We start from the raw sequence: 22672 nt of genomic DNA, 5'->3' as shown, positions 1-22672 counted from the left end.
ATCTAATGTTACAAACAAATTATTGTATTTTTTCTACACACACTCATGTAGCAACCTTTAAAAGTAGGTGGGCAGGAATACGTCCGGCTACTTTCAGCACTAGGTCAAAGTCTATTGCTCACAAAAGTTTGTTGCTCACACATGAAAAAACCCACTACCGGTAACGGCAATGGGTTTTGGCGGCTAAAAAAGGCCTGTGGTTTTGGCTTTATACTCTGGAACACAGCCAGCGTACTGCCTCGCCCTCGTCCGTAAACTGGTTTAGGGAGCAATAGTCGCCGTGGGTATGGGGCAGCTGCGGGAGGCTTTCATCCTGCACATCATCGGCCTGGTAGGGCGCAATCAGGAAAGCCAGGTACACATGGCCGCCCAAGTACTGACGCAGCAGCGGATAGAAGTCCTCGGTGAGCCAGTGCACATCCCGGGCATCTACCTGGGTCCGGCGGCGGGAGTCAATCAGCCAGCGGCGGCACGACTCGCAGGAGGTAGCGTAGCGCATGAGTTCCTGGTAACCGGCCCGTAGCTCGGGCGAGGTAGTTGGGCGCGTCCAGCGGGCAGTTACAATACCCAGGTCGGAGCGGTGGGTTAGCTGAAGGAAATCGGCAAGGGAGGTAGTGGTCATGCAGACAACGCGACGTGGCACATAGGGAAAGGAGTACCCCGATACGGGCCCGCAGGCAGTTACGTTGGTACGGCTGAGCTTACTGGCGGCTACGGCTGCTGCGGCTTGGCTGGTGGCACCGGCGTTTCCGTGGGCCGGATATCGTAACGGCGGTTGAACTCTGCCACGGCCCCGGAGCCCACGTTGCGCTTGGTCACCACTATCATTACGCCGTCGGCCGCCTCCGCCCCAAAAATGCGGGTAGCGTCGGGGCCCTTCACTATGTTCACGCTGGCAATGGTGCGGCGGTTAAGCTGGTTGATGACCTCCTGGGTGGAAGGTTGCCCATCCAGAAAATATAGGCTGGGGCCGCTGGCCTGAGCGGGCGCGGCCGGAGTAGCCTGGGCCCGCGCGGCCGGAGCCGTAATGCCCAGCAGCAACAAAAGGCTGGTGCCGAAAGCAGTAGAACGAAGAGTGGTAAGGATACGCATAGGCCCAGGCAGCTCACAAAGTTTGTGCCGCAAGCACGAGCCGCTACCTGTTGCCCCATTTTAGGCAGGGCAGCGGCTCATACTTGGTTTTGTGCTACTCTACGTACTTACGCTTATTTGGTGGTAATCAGAACAGCGCCTTGCCGGCCTTTTTCACCGTACTTCTTAACTGCCTGTTCTGCATCGAGTACATACACGCTCTTCATACTTCCGGCGGGTACGGAGAAATTATCCAACGGCATTTCTACCCCATCCACGACTAGAAGCCGCCCCTGCAGCTCAGCCGCCGAAACTTTCTTGCCCGCAACCAGTGCCTCCGTTATGGTCTTGTCTTGCGGGCTCTGCCCTTGGAACGTGATGTTGTACTTGGTATGGAAAGCGCGCAACGCATCAGAATTTTCTCCCTCCTTGGTAACAAGCAATATCACACCCTTATCACCCATTTCGCCAAAATCCTGACGAAATGCGGCTTCGTTGAAGCCCGGCATGAATTTGCGGCCTTTCAGCACATGCATGCTTTTCAGAGCGGCCGGGTCTAATTGCCGGGCTGCTGCCTGGGTGGAAGGAAGACCATCAACAAAGTAGAACGCTTGGTCAGCCATAGTTTGGGCCTGCTGCTCTACAGAACTTACGGGTTTGGGTAACTCAGCCTGTTTTGGCGTAGCGCAGCCCACGGCCAAGCCAGTGAGCAAGGTAAAGCCAGCGGCGTAGCGCAACAGCTGCCGCCGGCCGGAAGGAAGGGAGTTCATCATACGAATACGGTTTTTGAGGGTGATAAAGGAGAAAGGCGTGACCAATGCCGGCCCCGCGGCCAGCGTACTCAGCCGCACCAGACTGTATTGGTATTGCTTCGGGGCCAGCTGGCTCTCATGCAGCACGGCGGCATCGGCAATGAACTCCAGGTTTTCCTGGGCGGCCCGCAGCCACAGCCAGGCGGCGGGGCTGGCCCAGGCCAGCATGCGGTGCAGGTGGCCCAGCAGCACATCCAGGGTGTGGGCCTGGCGCACGTGCACCCGCTCATGCAGCAGAATGGTAGGCAACTCAGCCGGGGCGTGGTGGGCGGGGTTGAGGTAGATGGCGCGCCCAAACGAGAACGGGCTCACCTCCCCTGCCACCGCCCGAAACTGCAGTCCAGCAAGTTGTGCCGGCCGGGAAGCCCGATGCAGCCGCCACAACGATGCGCCCTGCACCAGCAGCAGTACCAGCAGCACAGCCACGCCCAGCCCATAAGCCATCAGCAGCCAGGTTTCGGAGGTAGGCCCGGTAGCAACTACAGGTAGCGCACCCGGGGCGGCTGGCCAAGTAGGCAGCACTACAGCCAGCGGCACGGATGGCGCTACCGCTGGGCGCAGGCTACTCAAATCGAGCACCGGGTACAGGGCCGCCAACCCCAGGGCGGCCAGCAGATACGCCCGGTTGAGCTGATGAAACGTGAGCCGGCGCAGCAGCCCATAGTACACCCCCAGCAGCAGCAGCAATGCTACTTGGGTTTTAAGCAGATACAGCAGCAGGGGCGGTATCATGGCCGGGACTTACGGTTTTCAATCATGTCAATAATATCCTGCAGCTCCTCGGGCGTAATTTTCTGCTCCTGGGCAAAAAATGACACCAGCTCTTTATAGGAGTTGCGGAAGTAGTTGCCCACAAAGGAGCCCAGGAAACGCCGCCGGTACTCCTCGGCCGTCACGCTAGGCACAAACCGAAACGTGTTGCCCAATTTGCGGCTGCTCAGGTAGCCCTTGCGCTCCAGGTTGCGCACCGTGGAGGCCAGGGTGGTGTAGGGAGGCCGGGGCTCGGGCAGCAGTTCCAGCACATCTTTGATGAAGCCGCCGCCCAACTGCCAGAAGCCCCGCATAGCCTCTTCCTCGGGTTGAGTTAATCGTTCCATTGGGTTACATCTTTTTATACGAATCTTTCGTAATTCTACGAATAATTCATACTTGCTGGTTATCAACGATAAATATTTTTTCTATCAAAAAAGAAAGAGGCCACTTGCATGATGCAGGTGGCCTCTTTGGTCTTGGTGCTTTTGTGACAGCAGGGCACTAGCTCAGCGGCTGCTGAACGGTGTAGAGACGCGAAGTGTCGCGTCTCGTCGTTGCTGAGGTTGTTTACCGGGTGTGGTTCCAGTCGTTCAACAATGAGACGCGAAGTGTCGCGTCTCTACACCCTTCTTAGAATCACCCTTCACTAAACAGCATCAGCACGCTCAGAACGGCCCGGCGGCTAAAAAAGCCGCCGGACCGGGACGCTCTGGGCTACCAGATGTTGGCGCGCACGTTCTGGGCGCGCACCATTTTGGCGTCTTCCTTGCAGCCAAAGGCTTCGTAGAACTCGGGCATGTTCATGAGGGGGCCGTTGGTACGGTACTGAGCTGGGGAGTGAGAGTCAGTAAGCACCTGCTGGCGTAGGTACTCGGGGCGGGCGTTGGTACGCCACACCTGCGCCCAACCCAGGAAGAAACGCTGCTCGGGCGTGAAGCCGTCGTAGCGGGGGCGGGGGTTGCTGCCGTACTTCTGTTGTAGTTCTTTTTGCAGGGCCGAGTAAGCCAGGGCCAGGCCGCCGAAGTCGGCCAGGTTTTCACCCATCGTCAGCTTGCCGTTCACAAACACCGAATCCAGGGGCTGGAAGGCCGAATACTGGGCGCCCACCATGTCGGCGCGCTTCGTGAATTCGGCGGCGTCCTCCTTGGTCCACCAGTCGCGCAGGTTGCCCTGGGCGTCCGACTGCCGGCCCCGGTCGTCGAAGCCGTGGGTGATTTCGTGGCCGATTACCGCGCCCATACCACCGTAGTTTACCGCGTCGTCGGCCTTGGGGTCGAAGAACGGGGGCTGCATGATGCCAGCCGGAAACACGATTTCGTTGAGCGAGGAGTTGTAGTAGGCATTCACCGTGGGCGGGGTCATGCCCCACACCGAGCGGTCAATGGGCTTACCGTAGCGGCTCAGGTTGTCCTTTGATTCCCACTCGCGGGCGGCCAGCACGTTTTTCAGGTACGATTCGCGGCTCATCGAGAGGGCCGAGTAGTCCTTCCACTTGTCGGGGTAGCCGATTTTGACGGTGAAGGCGTTGAGCTTCTTGAGGGCCTCCTCCTTGGTGGCGGCACTCATCCACTCCAGCCCACGGATATGCTCGCCCATGGCTTCCTTGATGTTGGCCACCATCTGCTGGGCCTTCACCTTGGTTTCGGGCGCGAAGGCCTTGTCCACGTACAGCTGGCCGAAGGCTTCGCCCAGCGCGCCATCGGTGGCGCGGAGCATGCGCTTCCAGCGGGGCTGCTGCTGCTTGGCCCCACTCAGCACCTGCTGAAACCGGAACGATTCATCCCCAAACGACTGCGGCAGCGCCGACATCAGCGAGGACGTGAGGTGCCAGCGCAGGTAGGTTTTCCAGTCCTGGAGCGGCTCCTGCTTGAGGGCGGTGCTGGCTTCCTGCAGGAACTCGGGCTGGCCCACAATCACCTCTTTGGCCGAGCTGAGGCCCAGGGCGGGCAGCATCACGGGCAGCCCCAGGTTGGGGTATTTCTGGGCGGCCTCGGCCACCGTCATCTTGTTGTAGTTGGCGTACGGGTCGCGCAGGGCTACGCGGTCCTTGCTGGCTTTGGCGAGCCGGGTTTCGAGGCGCAGCACCGTGGCGGCGCTTTTGGCAGCTACAGCCGGGCTTTCACCCAGCATCTTGAACGTGTTGGTGAGGTAGGTAGTGTAGGCTGTGCGGATGGCTTTCGAGCGGGCGTCGTCCTTGAGGTAGTAGTCCCGGTCGGGTAGGCTGAGGCCGCCCTGGCTGAGGTAGAGGGCGTACTCGTCGCTCTTTTTACGGTCCTGGCTCACGCCCAGCCCGAATACCGAGCGGGTTTGCAGGCGCTGGGCGCGCACCAGCTCGGTTTGCAGCCCTTTGAGGTCCTTCACGGCGTTGATGCGGCTGAGCTCTGGCTGCAGGTACTTCAGGCCGGCTTTATCAATAGCCACCGAGTCCATGGCCGTGGCATAGTAGTCGCCTACTTTCTGCAGGTTGGAGCCCTTGGCGGCGGTTTTATTGGCGGCCGAGGTTTCCAGGATCTGGCGCATCACGGCCTCGTTCTGGTTGATGAGCCCATTCCAAGAACTCCAGCGCGACTCGGCGGCCGGAATAGGATTGTTCTTCAGCCAAGTGCCCGAAGCGTACTGAAAGAAGTCGTCGCAGGGGTTTACTGACTTATCAATATTGGCTGGATCAATCCCGACACCGGGCAGCACGGGGCCAAGCTGGGCCGTAGCCGAAGCATCGGCCGTAGCCGGAGCAGCGGCGGGCGGTGTGGTGGCGGTGGTAGCGGGCGTGCTGGCGGCGCAGCCGGCCAGTGCCATACCGGCTGCCGTGCCCAGGGAGAGCAGGAAGGTGCGTTGTGGGGTCATTGGTGGAAGATTGGAGGTTGTGGAAGAAGTTGAAGACGTTACAAACTAGAGCTAGTTCCCCTCCTTAGAAAGGAGGGGCTAGGGGTGGTTGATGGCCGGTAGAACGGGTTTTAGAACTAGCTCTAGATGATGTTCAACGGGTATCAACCACCCCTAGCCCCTCCTTTCCAAGGAGGGGAACTAGTTTTTAGCTTTGGCTACCAAATCACCGCCCGCTCGGCGGCGGGGCGGACCATTTTCTGGCCCGGCGTGCAGCCAAAGGCCTGGTAGAACTCGGGCATGTTCATGAGGGGGCCGATGGTGCGGTACTGGCCGGGCGAGTGGGGGTCGGTGAGGATTTGCTGGCGCAGGGCTTCGGGGCGGATGTTCTGACGGCGCAGCTGGGCCCAGCTTAGGAAGAAGCGCTGCTCGGGCGTAAAGCCGTCGATGAGGGGGCGGTTGCCTTTGCCGTACTGCTTGTCGAGCTGCTTCTGGAGGGCGGCGTACACGATGGTGAGGCCGGCGAAATCGGCCAGGTTTTCGCCCATGGTCAGCTTGCCGTTCACGTACACTGAATCCAGGGGCGAGAAAGCCGAGTACTGGGTGCCCACCACGGCGGCGCGCTTCGTGAATTCGGCCGCATCGGCGGGCGTCCACCAGTCGCGCAGGTTGCCTTCCGAGTCGTACTGCCGGCCGGAATCGTCGAAGCCGTGGGTCATTTCGTGGCCCATCACGCCGCCGATGGCGCCGTAGTTCACCGCGTCGTCGGCTTCGGGGTCGAAAAACGGGGGTTGCAGATAGCCAGCCGGAAACACGATTTCGTTCATCGGCGGGCTGTAGTAGGCGTTGATGGTGGGCGGCGTCATGCTCCACTCGGTACGGTCAATGGGCCCGCCAAACTTCTTCACGTTCTGCTGGTATCCCCACTGACGGGCCGCCAGCACGTTTTTCAGGTAGGAGTCCCGCGAAATAGTCAGTTGGGAGTAGTCTTTCCACTGGTCGGGGTAGCCGATTTTCACGCGCAGGGCGCTGAGTTTTTTGAGGGCTTCCTGCTTGGTCGATTCGCTCATCCAGGTGTTGGTCCGGATGTGGTCGGCCATGGATTCGCGGATGTTGGCCAGCATATCCAGGGCCTTCTGCTTGGCGGCGGGCGAAAACGCCTGATCCACGTACAGCTGCCCAAAGGCTTCGCCCAGGGTGCCATCGGTAGCGGCCAGCATGCGTTTCCAGCGGGTGGGCTGCTGCCGGGCCCCGCTTTGCACCTGCGCAAACCGGAAAGCTTCGTCGCTAAAAGCCTTCGGCAAAGCTGAAGGCACTGACGACACCAGCTGCCAGCTCAGGTAGGTTTTGAGGTCCTGCAGCGGCTCCTGTTTCAGTACGTCGCTCACTTCCTTGAAGAACTCGGGCTGGCCCACAATCACCTCCTGGGCCGCACCCAACCCGTTGCGCTTGAGCAAGGCCGAAGGTTGCAGGTTCGGGAACTGCCGGTCGGCCTCGGCCACCGTCATCTTGTTGTAGCTGGAATATGGGTCGCGGAGCGAAACCCGGTCTTTGCTGGCTTTGGCGAGCCGGGTTTCCACGCGCAGCACCGTAGCGGCTTTAGTGGCGGCTATTGGCTCAGCATCGCCAAGCAGCCTGAAGGTGTTGGTGAGGTAGGTGGTATAGGCCGCACGGATGGTTTTGGAGCGGACATCGTCCTTGAGGTAGTAGTCCCGGTCGGGCATACCCAGGCCGCCCTGGCTCATGCTTACGGCGTACACCGAGCTGTTTTTGCGGTCGGGGCTAACGCCAGCCCGGAAAAAGGCGCCGGTACCCAGCGTCTGCTGGCGGGCCATTTCTACCCGAAAAGCGGGCAGATCTTTAATGGCGGCAATGCGCTGCAGCTCCGGTTTCAGGTACGTGAGGCCCGCCTTTTCCAGTCCCACTGAGTCCATACCAGAGGCATAGAAGTCGCCTACTTTCTGCAAGTTAGATCCTGCGGTGGCCGAGCGGTTGGCCGCGGCATCTTCCAGAATCCGGCGCAGCGTGGCCTGGGTACGGTCGCCGAGCAGGTTGCGCGGGCCCCAGCTGGAGGCGTAGCCCGGCACCGGGTTGTTGCGCAGCCAGTTGCCACCCGAAAATTGGTAGAAATCCTCGCAGGGCGACACGGCGCGGTCCACATCCTGGGGGTTGATGCTACGGCCGGGTACAGTGGCGGCAGCGGTAACGGCCGGCGTGGTGGTGCTAGGCGTGGTAGTGCTACTGGTAGTGGCTGGCTGGGTGGTGGCGCAACCGGCCATGGCCAGCAGCAGAGCCGCCGCGCCGGCTCGGTTTGGTGCAGAAAGGTTTTTCATTCGGCGAAATACAGAGTAGGCTTCGCCTAAGGTCGCGCTGAATAGGGAAAGGTTGCGGCAGCCGGGCAGCTCGCTAAAGCGTAGCGGCCGGCAACCCACTGGGCTACCGGCCGCTACGCCCGCGCAAAACGCGGGTTTGGCACCTTACTGGGACTGATTCTGCTGGGCCTGCAACCAGGCAATGGCCTGGCCCTCGTCGGTGAACTGGGCCGACATGGGGTGGCCGGTAACGGGATGAAACAAAGCCGGGAAGGAAGGCGAATCGGTGGATGCCAACAGTTGACCGGGAGCCAGCAGGAAGGCAATGCGGATTTCCCCGTCCAGCTTTTCCAGGGCTATGCCAGGCACCTGGGAATTTACCCAGGTGGTAATTTCCACCACTGTGCGGAAACGTCGGCGGGCATCCAGCAGCCAGAAACGGCAACTATCAACTTCCGCCGCCGCCCGGAACAGCTGAATATAATTCTCTTTCACCTGCTCGGCCCTGGTTATTTCCACCATCCACCGCCCCACCAGAATGTGCAGGTCGGGGCGGTAGACGATGGGGAAATCGGGGGTGGAGTAGTCGGACATGCGCAGGAAACCAGCCGTAGGGTGCACCGGGCACCTGCAGGCTGACCTTGAGCACATACGTAAGCTAGCTGGGCAGTTGTTACTTGCTTTGGCTTTTTAGTGGCGCGGCTTGGCCCGCTCGTACTGCACCGGCCAGGCTACTTCGGCTCCTAGCTCCCGGGCGGCGCGCAGGGGGAAATAGGCATCCCGCAACGACTCCCGGGCCAGCAGAATAACATCAGCCTGCCCGGCCGCCAGAATTTGCTCAGCCTGCTGCCCTTCAGTAATCAGGCCAACGGCACCGGTAGGCAGGCCCGTTTCGCGGCGCACCTGCTCGGCAAACTGCACCTGGTAGCCGGGGCCCACCGGAATATCGGCCTTGGGTACATTGCCACCGGTTGAGCAGTCGAGCAGGTCCACGCCGTTTTCTTTCAGGATGGCCGCCAGCCGCACCGTATCCTCGGCAGTCCAACCGCCCTCCATCCAGTCGGTAGCCGAGACGCGCACCCATAGCGGCAGGTGCTCAGGCATTTCGGCGCGGGTGGCGGCCACTACGTCCAGCAGCAGCCGAATCCGGTTTTCAAAGGAGCCACCGTAGGCATCAGTGCGCTGGTTGCTGAGCGGCGACATAAACTGGTGGAGCAGGTAGCCGTGGGCCGCGTGCACTTCCAGCACCTCAAATCCCACCTCCACGGCCCGGCGCGCACCCAGGCGGAATGCCTCTATTACTTGCTGAATACCGGCTTCATCCAAGGCCTGAGGGGCGGTTTCTTCGGGAGTGAAGGCTAGGGCCGAGGGGGCTACCGTGAGCCATCCACCGGCCCCGGGGCCAAGCTGCTGGCCGCCTTTCCAGGGGCTGGCGTGGCTGGCTTTGCGGCCGGCGTGGGCCAGCTGAATACCGGGTACGCAGTCCTCCTGCTTCAGAAACTCCACAATGCGCCGGAGGCCGGGCAGGTGGTCATCGTGCCAGATGCCTAAGTCGTCGGGGGTAATGCGGCCCTCGGGCACCACAGCCGTGGCTTCCAGCAAAATAAGGGCAGCCCCACCCACGGCCCGGGAGCCCAGGTGCACCAGGTGCCAGTCGTTGCTGAAGCCATCCTGGGCGCTGTACTGGCACATGGGCGAGATGACAATGCGGTTTTTGAGCGTAATGCCGCGCTGCTGCAGCGGCGTGAAAAGCTGGGCCATTGTAGTAAGAAGGGTGACGTCAACGTAGGGGGAAAGATTCCTAAACCATCAGTTCCTGCTTAGGGTTATCAGTGGCCGGAGCAACTACCTGGGTTGGTGACTTCAGGCGGCGTATTGCTGGCAGAGAATAAAGTATTTCCGCTTCTTGTTCGTCAGCCGGAGTGGAACCAGCTATTTGGCCAGTTTCACTACCGCATGGCAGCAACTGTACATATTTATTTCGGGCAACAGATTGCGTACAACCAATTGGTGTCGTACATTTGTAACCAAATTTGTTACTTACTCTCGCATGAACACCCGTTTCGCCGTGGCAACGCACATTCTGGCCTATCTGGCGCACGCCGGCAGCCAGCCAGTGTCGTCGGAGGTGTTGGCCAGCAGCGCGGGCACGCATCCGGTGGTGGTGCGCCGCCTGGTGGGCACCCTGCGCGAGGCGGGCTTGGTGCAGAGCCAACGCGGCGCGGGTGGCGGCACCCTACTGGCCCGCCCGGCCACCGACATTTCCCTGCTGGATGTGTTCCGGGCCGTGCAGGAGTCGGAGCCCGATTTGTTTCAGGTGAACAGTACCAACCCCAGCTCCCACTGCGACCTGGGCCGGGTAATGCAGGAAACCCTGGACGGCCTGTTTGGCCCCGCTATTGAAGCCATGCGCGCCGCCCTGGCGGCCGTGTCGGTAGCGCAGGTGAAGGAGGAGCTTGGCAAGCACTTACCCCAGGGCTGTCCCGGGGCTTCTGGTTGAGGCTTTTTTATTTCCCCGGAAATGTAACCACATCGGTTACTATCTGTTTTTCACGCACTTCCGTCGCCCGCAGTGCAGGCGGCATGTTTCCACCACCTGGCCGCCCACGGGCGCCGCTGGTGCAGGCCGGTAAGCCCGGCACCCCGTTTCCATGAAAAAACTTGTTGGCCTGGGGCTGATTCTGACGGTTGCGGCCGGTAGCGCTATGCTGCCGCTGTGGCTGCCTACCACCGATGCCCAGGCAAGCTCCTTCTCAAGTACGCCTGCCCAGTTTCAGCTGGTGGCGCGCACCCTCCCCGATTCGGCCACGGCGGTAACCGGGCAACCTGTTCTGGCTGGCCAGGCTGGCCGCGTACACGAGGTGTACATTCAGGAGGGGCAGCGGGTGAAGCAGGGCCAGCTGCTGCTAAAGCTGCTGGAGCGCCTGCCCAGCGTGCAGCAGCAGCAGCTTCAGGCCCGGCTGCACCGCCAGCAGCGCACCCTCGCGGCCCTGCAGCAACAGCCCGCCGCCGCCGCCGAGCTGGCTACTGCCTGGCAGCAGCTGGAGGATACCCGCACCCGGCTGGCTCAGTGCGTGCCCATGCTCAGCTTTGTGTACGTGACGGCCCCGGCCGCTGGCATCATCCGGCAGCCTAGTGCCACCCTGGGCGACCAGCTAACGGCTTATTCGGTGGTGGCTTTGCTGGCGCCTGAACTCCCCGCCGATACCACACTCCTACTTACCAGCGTTGAGTAGCCTCCCGCCGGAGGCGTAATCCGCATTTTCTTGTTTTTGCCTCGTTTCTTATGGAACAGCTCATTCACTACCAAGTGGAGCGCATGCTCCGCCGCAAGCGCCGTAATCCGGCGCTCACGCTCACCTCTTCTTCCCGTCTTCAGGAGGATATCGGCCTCGATTCCATTGATTTAGTGGAGCTGGCCATTAACCTGGAGCACCGTTTTCACATCGAAATCAAGGACGCGGAAATGGAGCAGCTGCGCACTGTGCAGGACGTGCTCAACTGTGTAGACCACCACCTCAGCGGCCTGCTGATTGATTAGCCCCGTGGGCCTTTGCCGAGCGTAAGGGCCCGCAACTATTTCCGCCAGCACCCAGCTGGGGCAGACCAGATTAGGTTATTTTTCCACTGGCTCCTGGTGAGCGGCCTGCAACCAGGCTATGGCCTCCCGCTCATCAATGAACCGCTCCCCCACAAAGGGCTTGTCGGCAAAGAAGCTGGCGGGTGGGAAGGCGGCGTCGGCCTCCACGTCGCGCATGATAATGGGCACCAGCAGGTACGCCAGGTAGGTACGGCCGCCCAGACGGGTGTGCAAACCAGGCAGGAAGGTATTTATCATCCAGCCGGCCCCTTCCCGGTCGGTGTTGGAGCGGCGGCGGGCATCCAGCAGCCAGTAGCGGCAGGTATGCACCTCGGCCTTCTCCAGCAGGTACCGGTAGCCCTGCTGCATTTCATCCAGCGTTACGCGGCGCATCCAGCGGGCCAGCAGCACATCCAGGTCGGCGCGGTAGGCAACATCCAGGTAATCAGGAATGGGTAGCGGCATCGGGACAAAGAAGAAGTGCTCAAAGGTAGGTGTTGAAGTAGGCATTCAAACAGCCACCTCGGCCTGCTTTGGCAGAAACTCGACTAAATTCGTATAGTTGCCCATGATTCCACTGATTGCCTATACCCAACGCCTCACGCTGCTGGCTGCCAGCCGCGCTTTGCTGACGGCTGAACTTCAGAAACCCCGGTATTTCCCTGTTTTGCTGGGCGCCGAAATGCCTCAGCACTGGCCACCCGGCGAGTACGATGCGGATGCCCAGCAATTCTTTCTGGACCAGCTCACGGCCGGGGGACGAGACGCGGCCGGCTGGTACGGCTGGTACGCCCTGTTGCGGGCCGGGGCGGAGGCCCCCAAAAATACGTTGGTCGGGGCCGGCGGCTTCCACGGTCCGCCCATTGATGCCACGGTTGAAATCGGGTTTTCGGTGGCTGAGGATTGGCAAGGCCGGGGCATTGGCTCCGAGCTAGTAGCCGGGCTGCTGCGTCATGCCGCCGATACCACTATGGTGCGCTACATCACCGCCCGCACCACGCCCACCAACGAGGCGGCCCGCCGCACCCTAGAGGCCAACGGCTTCAAGCGCATTTCCGATGCCCTCGACGCGGAAGGCCGGCAGCTCTATGGCCGCGACATAACGGAGGCCGACAAAACCCCACCCAAGGCCTGATTTGCTGGTTGTTAGTTGGTGGTTGTCAGAACGGAATTCTTCCTGACAACCACCAACTAATACCTTATTTTTCCGGGTACTGCGGATCAAGCTTTACCAAGGCGTCGCGGAGGGTGCGGGCTACCACGTAGGCTTTGTACCAGTTCTGGTCGGCGGGCACGATGTGCCAGGGGCAGGCGGCGGGGTTGCAGTGCGCAAATACGTCTTCGTACACTTCTTTGTAGGCCGGCCATTGGCTGGCTTTGTGGTCGTCGGCGGCCTCGTACTTCCACTGCTTGGCGGGGTCGGTGCGGCGCTCCTCCAACCGCTCCCGCTGCTCCTCCTCCGATACGTGCAGGTAGAATTTAAGCACCGTGGTACCGGCCTGCTGCAACAGCTTTTCAAACGCGTTGATGGCCGTGAACCGTCGGCGGGCCTCTTCGGTGGTAATCAGCCCGTTTACCCGCGTAATGAGCACATCCTCGTAGTGGGAGCGGTTAAACACCTGTACCATGCCCCGGGCCGGTACCTGCTGATGCACCCGCCAGAGGAAGTCGTGGGCCAGTTCCAGCTCGGTGGGCTCCTTAAAAGAGTGTACCTGCACGCCCTGGGGGTTGATGCCACTGAACACCCGCCGAATCAGCCCATCCTTGCCGCTGGCATCCATGCCCTGCAAAATCACTAGCACACTGTGCTTGTTCTCGGCGTACAGGCGGTCTTGCAGGTCAATCAGTTCCTGGCGCAGCTTTTTCAGCTCCCGGAGCGTAGTGTTTTTGTGGTGGTTTTCCGGGGCCCGTGTGGGTAGTTTTTTGAGGTAGAGGGCAGGCATAGCGGTAGAAAACAGGGGCTGAATGTTGCTAAAAAAGGGGACCGTTTTACGCGGATACTCCAGTACTACTCATCTGCTTCCCTGCCCTATGCTGCAAGGACTGCGCACCATAGTATACCCCGTAGGCAACTTGGCGGAGGCCAAAGCCTGGTATAGCCAAGTGCTGGAACAGGGGCCGTACTTTGATGAGCCGTTCTACGTGGGCTTCAATGTGGGCGGCTATGAGCCGGGCCTCGACCCCAACGGCCCCGTAGCCGGGCAGTGCGGCCCCGAAACGTACTGGGGCGTTTCCGATGCAGATGCGGCCTTTGCGCGCCTGGTAGCGCACGGCGCGCACCCTCACCAGCCCGTGCATATGCTAGCACTGCTGAGAGCCACCTCCTGGCGCTTTATTGAAGGCCTGCTGGACCAACTGAAACGGCACCTGCGCTACGCCTAACCAGGCAAAAGCAGACAAAACGCCATTGTAAATCCTGCTTGTCGGGTATTCATCAGACTTTTTGTCTAGCTAATAAGTGTAACTGGAGCAGTTGCAGTTTGGTACGGGATTTGAAATACTCCTGCTACAACTAGAAAGGACCTTTCGTATGAACCTGATCAGCAAAGATTTCATCCGTACTATCATGCCTCACCTCGACCTGATGAACACTTTGGGTGGCGGTATTGCGCAGGCTAGCCTGCGGGTTGATAAGCGCGAGAAGGGTGTGGTGGTGCGCATTGCGGCACCATCCGTCAGCCCCAACAACTTTCATGTAGTCCTCAACGAAAACACCCTGACGGTATTTGCTGAGTTCCGGCACTCACCCGAAGACCAGCTGGCGGCTCCGTTGTTCAGCCGCGTGCTGGAGCTGCCCGCCGGCCTCGATGCTGCCCGTATTGATGCTGTGTTCGAGGGCCAGGAGCTGCACGTCCGGATTCCGTATCAGGACAACGCCGAGCCCCGCGAAATCACCATCAAGCAGCGCTAACCCGCCCGACTTTCCTTACCTGCCCATAACGCCGGGACCGACCGGCCGCTTGTTTCACCCGCCACTGCTACCCGCAGTGGCTTTTTTATTGCCCGTTAGGGGTTGAACAGCGGCCAGAGCAGCACGAAGGCCAGGGCCAGCGCCACGTAAAACCAGCCCATAATCTGGCCCCGGTAGCGCCGGGGCAGGCGGTTGCTTAGCACCAGCACGGCCACTACCAGCACCGCCAGATACAGCAGCAGAAACACCACCGCCTTCACCCAGTTGCTCACAATGGTGTTTTCGGGCTGCATCTGGTCGGGCATGCCCATGCCGGAGGTAACCAGCTTGAGGGTGTAGTACGTCACCACCTCAAACGCCACAAACAAACCCGCCCCCGCCCAAAAAGCCAGGGGGCCGTTTTTCTGTTGCACATCAGCCATAGTAGTGGTGAAGTTGTGAAGGGTGAAATTGTGAGTTGTTCGCCCTGTTGGCGCGGATGATGCCGGGTGAAACCGGAGCGGTAAAGAAGTACAAGGGTGCGGCGCGGGCAGCTGCTCCACCATTGCACAACTTCACCCTTCACAATTTCACCACCCTACCGCCGGCCCAGCACCTGAGCCGTGCGGGTGCGGATGTACAGCTCCTCAACCTTGGCGCGGGCCCAGGGCGTACGGCGCAGAAACGTGAGGCTGGATTTGATGCTGGGGTCCACGGCAAAGCAGTTGATGCGGATGCGGCGGTCCAGCTCCGGCCAGCCGTAAGCGGCCACCAAGTACTCCAGAATTTGGGCCAGGGATACGCCGTGCAGCTCCCGAATCAGGTGGCCGGATTCGTCGCGCACATCCTGGGGCAGGTTTGATAAATCAGCCATACGTTCGAGCAGATAAGATACAAAAGTGCAAAAACGCCCAGGCATTTAGCTATTCGCCGCCAGCTTTTCGAGGGTTTTGGGCACCAGAAACGTACGTGGGCACGTTACCTTTGGCAGTAATCGGTCTGTTTGTATGCGCGCAACCCGCTCTTCTCCTCGCTCCGTAGCTGCCCCTGCCCGGTGGCGGCGGCCGTTGCTGCTGGCCGTGCTGGCGGGGCTGCTGCTGGGTGCCGTATGGTACGCGCGCCATCAGCGCCAGGTACACCGCTACGCCCGCCGCGTATACGCTTCCCTTACCAGCGGCTCGCTCACGGGCCGCGAGAAAACCCCTTTGCTGGAAGGCTATTCGGTTCACGGTATTGATGTATCCTCCTACCAGGGACGCATCAACTGGCCGCTGGTGGCCGACCACCGGGTGCGGTTTGCCTTCATTAAGGCCACGGAAGGCGTCACGCTGCGCGACAGTCGGTTTCAGGGCAACTGGCGCGGGGCGCGGGCGGCGGGCATCTACCGCGGGGCCTACCACTACTTCCAGCCCAACTACGACGCTACCAAGCAAGCCAACCTCTTCACCCGTACCGTGCCCCTGGCCCCCGGCGACTTGCCCCCCGTACTGGACGTAGAGCACGCCGAGTTTCACGATGTAGCCCAGATGCGCCGGGGGGTAGCTACCTGGCTGCGGCTGGTGGAGCGCCACTACGGCGTGCGGCCCATCCTGTACTCCAACTATAGCTTCTACAAGCGCCACCTGGCCGGTCACTTCGATACGTATCCGCTGTGGCTGGCGCATTATGAAGTAGCCCAACCCGCACTGCCCCGCGAAAAATGGATTATCTGGCAGCATTCCGATGAGGCCTACATTCCCGGCATTCGGGGCACAGTTGATTTCAACGTGTTTCAGGGCAACTTTCAGCGGCTGCTGGCCCTGCGGATTCCGGCCCGGGGCCAAACGGGCACCTCCAACTAACTCCGATTGTATTTATGCGCATTTCCTGGCGGCTTACTACTTCCTCGGCTTTACTTGCTGGCCTGCTGCTTGCGGGCTGCGCGGGTGGCTCCGGTGCCTTTACCCAAAGCGGCAAAGCCTCTTTCTACGCCGATAAGTTTGACGGCCGCAAAACGGCCAGCGGCACCGTGTACCGTTCTGAAAAGCGTACCGCCGCCCACAATACCCTGCCGTTTGGCACGGTGGTGCGCGTGACTAACCCGCGCAACCACCGCTCCGTGAAAGTAACCGTCACTGACCGGGGGCCCCACGCCAAAGGCCGGGTTATCGACCTCTCCAAGAAAGCGGCCCGGAAAATTGGCATTATTGAGGCCGGCGTGGCACCCGTAGAGCTGAAAGTGGTGCGTAAAGCCCGCTAGTTTTCCCCGGTTTTCTTTACCCTTATTGCCCAATGCGAATTCGTAAGAAAGTACAATGGACGCAACCGGCCGAGGCTGACCGGTTTACTCAACTCGGCATTTTTGTAAAAGCCGCTGAAGCCCAGGGCTGGAGTGAGGCTGAAATTCAGTTTGTGATGGACGAGGTAGTGGAAGCCCGCGACGAGGCTGAGGTGGCTCTCATCTTCCAGGATTACACCCAAACGGCCCGCCGCTAAACCAACACCGGCTGCCCCGGCCCAAAAGCCCGAGCAGCCGGTGGCTGGCCTGCGCATAGTGGTGTGCGGGAGGCTATTTTTTCTTCATTTTGACTTTACCCTTGCCGTTTTTGGCCAGCTGCATCAGGCTGTCCTGCTCGGCCTTCATAGCCATAGTAGTCAGACGGCCTGTCAACGACATATAGTCGCCTTCTTTCAGTACGGCCGTAGTGCCGTCGGGCATGGTTACGGTGCCCGTGGGGTTGATTTTGGTGCCATTCACCACGCTGGTTTCAGCACCCAAGGCCTCGGTGTGCGCGTCGCGGGTTACCATTACTTTGCCCTCTTTCATCATGAAGCCATCCTTCATGGTCACACCTACGGGCGCGGCAGCCTTGGGCCGGGGCTGAACCGGGCGGCGAGGGGGCAGTTTGGTCTGGGCTTCAGCCGTGAGAGTGGTCAGGCTCACAAATAGCAGAGCCCCGGTGAGAGTAGGATACCATTTCATACAGAAGAGAGGGAGTTGGTGGAAAATAGTTGATGAGAGAATGGACTTGCAGCTGAGCGGAGCAGAGTTACCAAATTACGGAACTGCCGCCGATTCAGCCACGCATGAGCCGGTAACCCCACACCGAATGGTTTCGTTTCAAAATAGTCGGGTCGCATTTTTTCGAGGTTGTGGTCCGGCCTATTCCCCTCTCATTCCGCCCTCTCCTGCACAGCCGTGGACTACAAAGACTACTACAAAACCTTAGGTGTTGAGAAAACCGCCACCAAGGACCAGATCAAAAAAGCGTACCGCAAGCTGGCCCGCCAGTACCACCCCGATGTGAACCCCAACGACGCCGAAGCGGAGCGCAAATTCAAGGAAGCCAACGAGGCCAACGAGGTACTCAGCGACGACGAGAAACGCCAGAAATACGACCAGTTAGGGGCCGACTGGCAGCGCTACCAGCAGGCCGGCGCGGGCCGTGGCAACCAAGGCGGCGGCTTCGACTGGGGCCAGTATGGCCAAGGTGGGGGGTACGGAGGCGAAGACCCATTCGGCGGCGCTGATTTTTCCGACTTTTTCAGTTCTATGTTTGGGGGTATGGGTGGTGGTAGCGGCGGGGGCAGCACCCGGCCCCGTGCCGGCCAGGACTACCAGGCCGAGCTGGAGCTGAGCCTGGAAGACGCCTACCACGGCGGCCCCCGTACCCTCACTGTAAACGGCAAAAGCCTGCGCATCACCATTCAGCCGGGCGTGGAGGACGGGCAGGTCATTCGCCTGCGCGACCAGGGCGGCCCCGGCCGTAGTGGCGGCCCGGCTGGCTCCCTCTACATCACCCTGCGCATCCGGCCCGATGCCCGCTACTCCCGCGCCGGCAACGACCTGACGATGGACGTACCCGTGAGCGTATACACGGCCTTGCTTGGAGGCGAGCAAACAGTTGACACCCTGTCGGGCCCGGTAAAAATCACCCTCAAGCCTGAAACCCAGAACGGTACTCGCCTGCGGCTGCGGGGTAAAGGCTTTCCGGTGCATCGTCAGCCTGGGCAGTTCGGCGACTTGTACTTACGCTTGAGTCTGACGCTGCCCCAGAACCTGACCGAGCAGGAAAAAACCTTGTTCCGCCAACTGGCCGACCTCCGCAACTAAGCCTTCCCCACTCTCTTCCATCGACGCCTGACCTATGGAAACTCATATCATCACCATCACTTACCACGACTGTGCAACCTGGTACGGGCTCAGCGAAGCCGACGTGCGCGAGTTTGTGGACCTTGGCCTGCTACAGCCGGCCCCCGATGTGCCCAATGCCCTCCGGGAGGAACCCATTCATGTAGCCCGCTTGGCTCGCCTGCACCACGATTTGGGCTTGAACAAAGACAGCCTGGAGGTGATTTTAGCTATGCGCCAGCGCCTGGAGCAGATGCAGCAGGAACTGCATCAACAGCGCGCCCGGGTTCACCAGTTGGAGGTATTTCTGCGTGGATCAGGCCCTCTGCTAGACGTAAACTTTCGGTAAGCAGTGCGCCAGAAATGGAAGACCCGTTCCGAAATGTTGCATTATGTAAAGGTAAAGCTCAACTATGGGCACAACCTTTCTTGGTAGTTGGGGTATAAAAGGCCAATCTGGAAAGCAGATAGTTCCTCATCAGCCACCTTTTTTTTTCGAATATGCCTCCACGCATTCCCCTCCCGAAGGTGCTGGCGCTGGGCCTCGTTGCCTGTGCTGCCACCCCTCATTTCTCGCACGCCCAAACGGCCGACCGCAAAACTGCCATCGGCATTAATGTGAGTGCCATGCAGTACAAGGGCAACTACGGCTCTGACTACTGGGACTGGAGCGAAAACAAGTATGCCCCCGGCATCACCTTCAGCCGCTACATTTCCAAAGGCCTAGATGTGCAGCTGAGCGGCAACTACGTGGAGCTCAAAAAAGACACTCCGGCTGGTGCTCCCTTCTTCGGTAGCAACTTCGCTACCAACGTGGTGAACGTTAACCTGGGCCTGAAATTCAAGCTGTTTGGCGAGGATTCTCCCGTGCGGCCCTACTTGCTGGCTGCTCCCGGCCTCACCTACACCAGCCGCGAGGGTACGTTCAACCGCAATGGCGTAAGCACCAACATTGCTAACGACAAGAACCACTTCGACCTGTTCGGTGCCGCTGGTATCGACTTCCACTTGGGCGATGCCGTAACGCTGTTTGTGCAGACCGGCCAGCACGTGCCGCTGAATGCCAACATCGATGGTGTTGAGCCCCGCGACGACAACAAGTTCGACGACCGGTTCCTGCAGCACACTGTGGGCCTGAACGTGAACCTCGGCAAAATGAAAGACGAGGATAACGATGGTGTATCGGACAAGAAAGACAAATGCCCCGGCACTCCCGCTGGTGTAGCAGTTGACCTGAACGGTTGCCCCCTCGACGGCGACGGTGACGGTGTGCCGGATTACCAAGACAAATGCCCCACCGAGAAAGGCCTGGCGGCGCTGGAAGGCTGCCCCGACCGTGACGGTGATGGTGTGCGCGACGGCGACGACAAGTGCCCCGACACCCCCGGCAAAGCCGAGCTGCAAGGTTGCCCCGACTCGGATAACGACGGTGTAATCGACCAGAACGATAAGTGCCCCAACACTCCCGGCGGCGTAGCCGTGGATGCCAACGGTTGCCCCTTGGACAAAGACGGTGACGGTGTTCCTGACTACCAAGACCGTTGCCCCAACCGTCCCGGTCCGGCCTCGAACAAAGGCTGCCCTGAGATGAAGGTGGAAGAGAAGAAGCGTCTGCAGGAAGCTACCAAGTACATCCAGTTTGAGTTCGACAAGGCTACCCTGAAGCCCGTTTCGTTCCCAACCCTGGACGGCCTAGTGAAAATCCTGAACGACTACCCCGACTATTTCCTCGGCATTTCGGCCCACGCCGACAACAAGGGTGATGACGCCTACAACCTGCGTTTGTCGGATGAGCGTGCTGCTTCGGCCCGCGCCTACATGCTCCGCAAAGGCATCCCCGAGGACCGTATCGTGTCGCATGGCTACGGCGAAACCAAGCCAATTGCGCCGAACACTACGGAAGCCGGCCGCGCCATGAACCGCCGCGTAGAGTTTGACGTGTACCTGCCCGGTGACCCGAACCCTGCCGAAACCAAGTACGGTGCAGCCCCCGAAATTCCGGCCGCTCCAGTAAAAGCAGCGCCCGTTAAAAAGGCTCCTGCCAAAAAAGCCCCGGTACGCCGCAAATAAGTTGCGCACTAGCTAAAAGTAAAAGAGGCCCGCTCAGTTGAGCGGGCCTCTTTTTTTGTTGCCTCCTGCGTACATTTCCGTTGCCACCAGATGAGTTGCGTTTCGGAAGCGGCAAGCCGACGAGTTGGTTTCAATTCGCTGAACGTCATGCTTGGGCGTTTTCAGACACAGTCTAATATGCGGCCGTCCCAACGTCAGCATAGGCCGTTTGTGGTTGAGGTAGCAGTGTGAGTTAAGCTGCAACAATCGTCACGGTGCCAGCAGCCGGCACCGTATGGCACCGAAATGCCGCTTACTTCCTACACCAGATCTACGGCCAGGGCCAGTAGCAAACCAGCCAGAGTAGCCAGCAGCTTACGCACGTTTAGGCTATGGTCGGGGCTGGTTTCAAAAAGGATGGTGGTGGATACGTGCAGGAAATTGCCAGCCACCAAACCCAGCAGGCCCGCGTATAGCCCGCCCGTCAGCAACTGCTCCAACACCACGTAATTGCTCACCACAATACCCACTGGCCCGGCCACTGCAAACAGCAGCAGATACGGTACCGCCCGTTTAAAGGAGCCCAGGCGCAGCAGTAACGCCGCCATCAGGGCAAATGCCGCCGGAATGTGGTGCAGCGCTACCCCCGCCAGAATAGCGTAGAAATTCTGGCTGACGTCGCCAGCCTCCGGGGTTTTCACTAAAATACTGCCTTCCAGAAAGGAGTGCAGCACCAGAGAGAATAGCAGCAGAAATGGCACCCGGCCGGCGTGCTCGGTGTGGTGGTGTACGTGGCCGTGCTCCACGCCCTGCGAAAACACTTCCAGCACCATCTGACCGAAAAAACCCGCCAACACGAAGTAGCCCACCCGATGCCCCGGCAGCATTTGCAGGGCCTCAGGCAGCAAGTGCGTAACCGTGAGAGTGAACAGATAAGCCCCGCTAAAAGCCAGCAGCGGCTTCATCCAGGTGGTGCGCGCAGTGGGCAGCAGGCGGGTAAGCCAGCCAGCTCCCAGCACGGTCAGGAACAGCGCAGCAACAGCAAACCACATAAGCAAGGCAAAATTGGGCTACCCGGCACGCATCGATCCAAAGCCGATGCCCGCGGCGCGGCATGAAACTACTTTTTAAGCACAAAAATCATCCGGGGGCTGGTAGCCGGGTCAAACGGCCGTAACTGGTAGTCGCCCAGCACCTCGGCCAGGCGCAGCCCCGCCATCCGGAAGTATTCCTCAAACCGCTCCTGCGTGAGGGCGCGCACCCGCTCCTCAAAGCACTGCTCCTGTCCCTCATCGTCCCGGAAACGGATTTCCTTCACAATGAAGTCGTTGTTGAAATGCCGGTACAGGTAAAAATCGGTACCATCCACCGTTTTGGTTTCGTGGGCTACCAGGGTCCGAACAGCTTGCTCTGTGTTCAGAAAGTCAATAACCAGCTTGCCCCCAGGCCGCACTACTGCTGCGGCGTTGCGCAGGGCTACCACGTTTTCGGCCTCCTGCTGAAAGTAGCCAAAGCTGGTAAACAGATTCAGCACCAAATCAAACGGGCCGTAGGGCAGCGGGTCGCGCATATCGTGTACCTGAAAGTGCAGTAGTTCGTGGGCAAACTGCCGGGCTGCCCCAATGCTCTGGGGCGACAGATCCACGCCCGTTACTTCAAAACCCTGTTCGCTGAGGTAGCGAGCGTGCCGGCCTTTACCGCAGGCCAAGTCTAGCAGGCGAGCACCGGACTTAGGGTGCAAATGTGCCAGCAACCGGCCCAGAAACTCCTGGGCTTCCGCGTAGTCGCGGCTTTGGTACAGGCGATGGTAATACGGCGAGTCAAACCAGGTACTAAACCATTCGGCGGGTTCTGGGAGCATAGCGAGAAGCAATCAAAAACAGAAAAAGGGCGTTTACACGCCCTTTTTCTGTTTTTCAGTAACAAATACGGGGCTCCATATTTGCAATAATGTTGCAAATATGGAGCCCCGCTCGTTTAAATCAAAGCTGAGCAGCAGGCTTGGCAGCTGGGTTGGGCTCCAGGTCCATCTGGCACACCGGGCATTTACCGGGCTTGTCGCTGGCGCTACCCTCGCACCCCATTGGGCAGATGTAGGCCGCTGTAACCGCCGGCATGGCAGCCGAATCAGCGGGAGCCGTGGTATTCGCTGCTGAGGACGTAGCAGTTTGCTCAGTGGCCGTTTTGGCTTCGCAGCCGGCTAATAGCACCACTGCCAGCAGCCCACTAAGGCATCCTACCTGTTTCAGAAAGTGTTGTTTCATTGAAGCG

Annotated in this window: 28 protein-coding genes; 12 read left to right on the top strand and 16 right to left on the bottom strand. The window is 59.9% G+C overall.

All coding sequences use genetic code 11. The annotated features are described in order from the left end of the window. Nucleotides 1–208: 208 nt before the first annotated feature. The 8 genes from ROI90_RS09575 to ROI90_RS09540 form a co-directional block, all read right to left on the bottom strand. Nucleotides 209–622, bottom strand: coding sequence for a hypothetical protein (locus tag ROI90_RS09575; protein ID WP_315998119.1), 414 nt, complete (start codon nucleotides 620–622; stop codon nucleotides 209–211). Between the two features lie 89 nt (nucleotides 623–711). Beyond that, nucleotides 712–1092: a hypothetical protein gene (locus tag ROI90_RS09570; RefSeq protein WP_315998118.1), complete on the bottom strand. Its 381-nt coding sequence runs from the start codon at nucleotides 1090–1092 to the stop codon at nucleotides 712–714. A 113-nt stretch (nucleotides 1093–1205) separates the two neighbouring features. Continuing rightward, entirely contained in the window at nucleotides 1206–2615 is a 1410-nt protein-coding gene (locus ROI90_RS09565) for a M56 family metallopeptidase (RefSeq protein ID WP_315998117.1), read from the bottom strand. Then, complete coding sequence (locus tag ROI90_RS09560) at nucleotides 2612–2980, bottom strand: BlaI/MecI/CopY family transcriptional regulator (RefSeq protein ID WP_315998116.1); 369 nt, start codon at nucleotides 2978–2980, stop codon at nucleotides 2612–2614. Before ROI90_RS09560 ends, ROI90_RS09565 begins: the two co-directional genes overlap by 4 nt. A 370-nt stretch (nucleotides 2981–3350) precedes the next feature. Continuing rightward, complete coding sequence (locus ROI90_RS09555; protein ID WP_315998115.1) at nucleotides 3351–5480, bottom strand: M13 family metallopeptidase; 2130 nt, start codon at nucleotides 5478–5480, stop codon at nucleotides 3351–3353. A gap of 197 nt (nucleotides 5481–5677) precedes the next feature. Next, the gene (locus tag ROI90_RS09550) at nucleotides 5678–7792 is read right to left on the bottom strand and encodes a M13 family metallopeptidase (RefSeq protein WP_315998114.1); all 2115 of its coding nucleotides are present in this window, start codon (nucleotides 7790–7792) and stop codon (nucleotides 5678–5680) included. A 144-nt stretch (nucleotides 7793–7936) separates the two neighbouring features. Further along, nucleotides 7937–8365, bottom strand: a complete 429-nt coding sequence (locus tag ROI90_RS09545; RefSeq protein ID WP_315998113.1) for a hypothetical protein — start codon at nucleotides 8363–8365, stop codon at nucleotides 7937–7939. 96 nt (nucleotides 8366–8461) lie between these two features. Next, nucleotides 8462–9532 (bottom strand): NADH:flavin oxidoreductase/NADH oxidase, encoded by a 1071-nt coding sequence (locus ROI90_RS09540; RefSeq protein WP_315998112.1) that lies wholly within the window; start codon nucleotides 9530–9532, stop codon nucleotides 8462–8464. A 289-nt stretch (nucleotides 9533–9821) separates the two neighbouring features. Between ROI90_RS09540 and ROI90_RS09535 the strand changes: the two genes are divergently transcribed. The 3 genes from ROI90_RS09535 (at nucleotide 9822) to ROI90_RS09525 (ending at nucleotide 11312) form a co-directional block, all read left to right on the top strand. Next, the gene (locus tag ROI90_RS09535; RefSeq protein ID WP_315998111.1) at nucleotides 9822–10271 is read left to right on the top strand and encodes an Rrf2 family transcriptional regulator; all 450 of its coding nucleotides are present in this window, start codon (nucleotides 9822–9824) and stop codon (nucleotides 10269–10271) included. A gap of 151 nt (nucleotides 10272–10422) precedes the next feature. Next, on the top strand, nucleotides 10423–11007 hold the full coding sequence (locus ROI90_RS09530) for a biotin/lipoyl-binding protein (RefSeq protein ID WP_315998110.1): 585 nt from the start codon (nucleotides 10423–10425) through the stop codon (nucleotides 11005–11007). A gap of 50 nt (nucleotides 11008–11057) precedes the next feature. After that, nucleotides 11058–11312: a phosphopantetheine-binding protein gene (locus tag ROI90_RS09525; RefSeq protein ID WP_315998109.1), complete on the top strand. Its 255-nt coding sequence runs from the start codon at nucleotides 11058–11060 to the stop codon at nucleotides 11310–11312. A 75-nt stretch (nucleotides 11313–11387) separates the two neighbouring features. Here ROI90_RS09525 and ROI90_RS09520 read toward each other — a convergent pair whose 3' ends face one another. Then, nucleotides 11388–11816: a hypothetical protein gene (locus ROI90_RS09520; protein ID WP_315998108.1), complete on the bottom strand. Its 429-nt coding sequence runs from the start codon at nucleotides 11814–11816 to the stop codon at nucleotides 11388–11390. A gap of 103 nt (nucleotides 11817–11919) precedes the next feature. On the opposite strand from ROI90_RS09520, the gene ROI90_RS09515 reads away from it, so the two are divergent. Next, a complete protein-coding gene (locus tag ROI90_RS09515) occupies nucleotides 11920–12486 on the top strand; it encodes a GNAT family N-acetyltransferase (protein ID WP_315998107.1) in 567 nt (188 codons plus the stop codon). Between the two features lie 64 nt (nucleotides 12487–12550). Here ROI90_RS09515 and ROI90_RS09510 read toward each other — a convergent pair whose 3' ends face one another. Continuing rightward, on the bottom strand, nucleotides 12551–13294 hold the full coding sequence (locus ROI90_RS09510; RefSeq protein WP_315998106.1) for a PPK2 family polyphosphate kinase: 744 nt from the start codon (nucleotides 13292–13294) through the stop codon (nucleotides 12551–12553). 88 nt (nucleotides 13295–13382) lie between these two features. On the opposite strand from ROI90_RS09510, the gene ROI90_RS09505 reads away from it, so the two are divergent. Continuing rightward, entirely contained in the window at nucleotides 13383–13733 is a 351-nt protein-coding gene (locus ROI90_RS09505) for a VOC family protein (protein WP_315998105.1), read from the top strand. A 148-nt stretch (nucleotides 13734–13881) separates the two neighbouring features. After that, a complete protein-coding gene (locus ROI90_RS09500; protein WP_315998104.1) occupies nucleotides 13882–14262 on the top strand; it encodes an Hsp20/alpha crystallin family protein in 381 nt (126 codons plus the stop codon). 95 nt (nucleotides 14263–14357) lie between these two features. On the opposite strand, the gene ROI90_RS09495 is transcribed toward ROI90_RS09500, so the two are convergent. Further along, nucleotides 14358–14684 (bottom strand): hypothetical protein, encoded by a 327-nt coding sequence (locus tag ROI90_RS09495; RefSeq protein WP_315998103.1) that lies wholly within the window; start codon nucleotides 14682–14684, stop codon nucleotides 14358–14360. Between the two features lie 155 nt (nucleotides 14685–14839). Beyond that, complete coding sequence (locus ROI90_RS09490) at nucleotides 14840–15115, bottom strand: VF530 family protein (RefSeq protein WP_315998102.1); 276 nt, start codon at nucleotides 15113–15115, stop codon at nucleotides 14840–14842. Nucleotides 15116–15248: 133 nt separating this feature from the next. Between ROI90_RS09490 and ROI90_RS09485 the strand changes: the two genes are divergently transcribed. Genes ROI90_RS09485 through ROI90_RS09475 form a run of 3 tightly spaced genes read left to right on the top strand, consistent with a single transcriptional unit; the run spans nucleotide 15249 to nucleotide 16716 of the window. Further along, nucleotides 15249–16082, top strand: a complete 834-nt coding sequence (locus tag ROI90_RS09485) for a glycoside hydrolase family 25 protein (protein ID WP_315998101.1) — start codon at nucleotides 15249–15251, stop codon at nucleotides 16080–16082. Between the two features lie 14 nt (nucleotides 16083–16096). Further along, nucleotides 16097–16480 (top strand): septal ring lytic transglycosylase RlpA family protein, encoded by a 384-nt coding sequence (locus ROI90_RS09480; RefSeq protein ID WP_315998100.1) that lies wholly within the window; start codon nucleotides 16097–16099, stop codon nucleotides 16478–16480. A gap of 32 nt (nucleotides 16481–16512) precedes the next feature. Continuing rightward, nucleotides 16513–16716 (top strand): hypothetical protein, encoded by a 204-nt coding sequence (locus ROI90_RS09475; RefSeq protein ID WP_315998099.1) that lies wholly within the window; start codon nucleotides 16513–16515, stop codon nucleotides 16714–16716. A 73-nt stretch (nucleotides 16717–16789) separates the two neighbouring features. Here the strand turns inward: ROI90_RS09475 and ROI90_RS09470 are convergent, their stop codons facing one another. After that, nucleotides 16790–17203 (bottom strand): DUF6799 domain-containing protein, encoded by a 414-nt coding sequence (locus ROI90_RS09470; protein WP_315998098.1) that lies wholly within the window; start codon nucleotides 17201–17203, stop codon nucleotides 16790–16792. Nucleotides 17204–17419: 216 nt separating this feature from the next. Between ROI90_RS09470 and ROI90_RS09465 the strand changes: the two genes are divergently transcribed. The 3 genes from ROI90_RS09465 to ROI90_RS09455 all read left to right on the top strand — a co-directional run bounded on the left by ROI90_RS09465 (nucleotide 17420) and on the right by ROI90_RS09455 (nucleotide 20422). Beyond that, the gene (locus tag ROI90_RS09465; RefSeq protein WP_315998097.1) at nucleotides 17420–18334 is read left to right on the top strand and encodes a J domain-containing protein; all 915 of its coding nucleotides are present in this window, start codon (nucleotides 17420–17422) and stop codon (nucleotides 18332–18334) included. A gap of 34 nt (nucleotides 18335–18368) precedes the next feature. Beyond that, nucleotides 18369–18701, top strand: a complete 333-nt coding sequence (locus ROI90_RS09460) for a chaperone modulator CbpM (RefSeq protein ID WP_315998096.1) — start codon at nucleotides 18369–18371, stop codon at nucleotides 18699–18701. Between the two features lie 152 nt (nucleotides 18702–18853). Beyond that, nucleotides 18854–20422: an OmpA family protein gene (locus tag ROI90_RS09455; protein ID WP_315998095.1), complete on the top strand. Its 1569-nt coding sequence runs from the start codon at nucleotides 18854–18856 to the stop codon at nucleotides 20420–20422. Nucleotides 20423–20721: 299 nt separating this feature from the next. On the opposite strand, the gene ROI90_RS09450 is transcribed toward ROI90_RS09455, so the two are convergent. The 3 genes from ROI90_RS09450 to ROI90_RS09440 form a co-directional block, all read right to left on the bottom strand. Next, nucleotides 20722–21453: a ZIP family metal transporter gene (locus ROI90_RS09450; protein WP_315998094.1), complete on the bottom strand. Its 732-nt coding sequence runs from the start codon at nucleotides 21451–21453 to the stop codon at nucleotides 20722–20724. A gap of 68 nt (nucleotides 21454–21521) precedes the next feature. Next, complete coding sequence (locus tag ROI90_RS09445; RefSeq protein WP_315998093.1) at nucleotides 21522–22262, bottom strand: class I SAM-dependent methyltransferase; 741 nt, start codon at nucleotides 22260–22262, stop codon at nucleotides 21522–21524. A 121-nt stretch (nucleotides 22263–22383) separates the two neighbouring features. Continuing rightward, nucleotides 22384–22665, bottom strand: a complete 282-nt coding sequence (locus tag ROI90_RS09440) for a heavy metal-binding domain-containing protein (RefSeq protein ID WP_315998092.1) — start codon at nucleotides 22663–22665, stop codon at nucleotides 22384–22386. Between the last annotated feature and the right edge of the window lie 7 nt (nucleotides 22666–22672).

Origin of the sequence: Hymenobacter endophyticus (assembly GCF_032464715.1) — a bacterium.
GTDB lineage: Bacteria > Bacteroidota > Bacteroidia > Cytophagales > Hymenobacteraceae > Hymenobacter > Hymenobacter endophyticus.
This window is presented reverse-complemented; position numbering and strand designations above follow the sequence as displayed.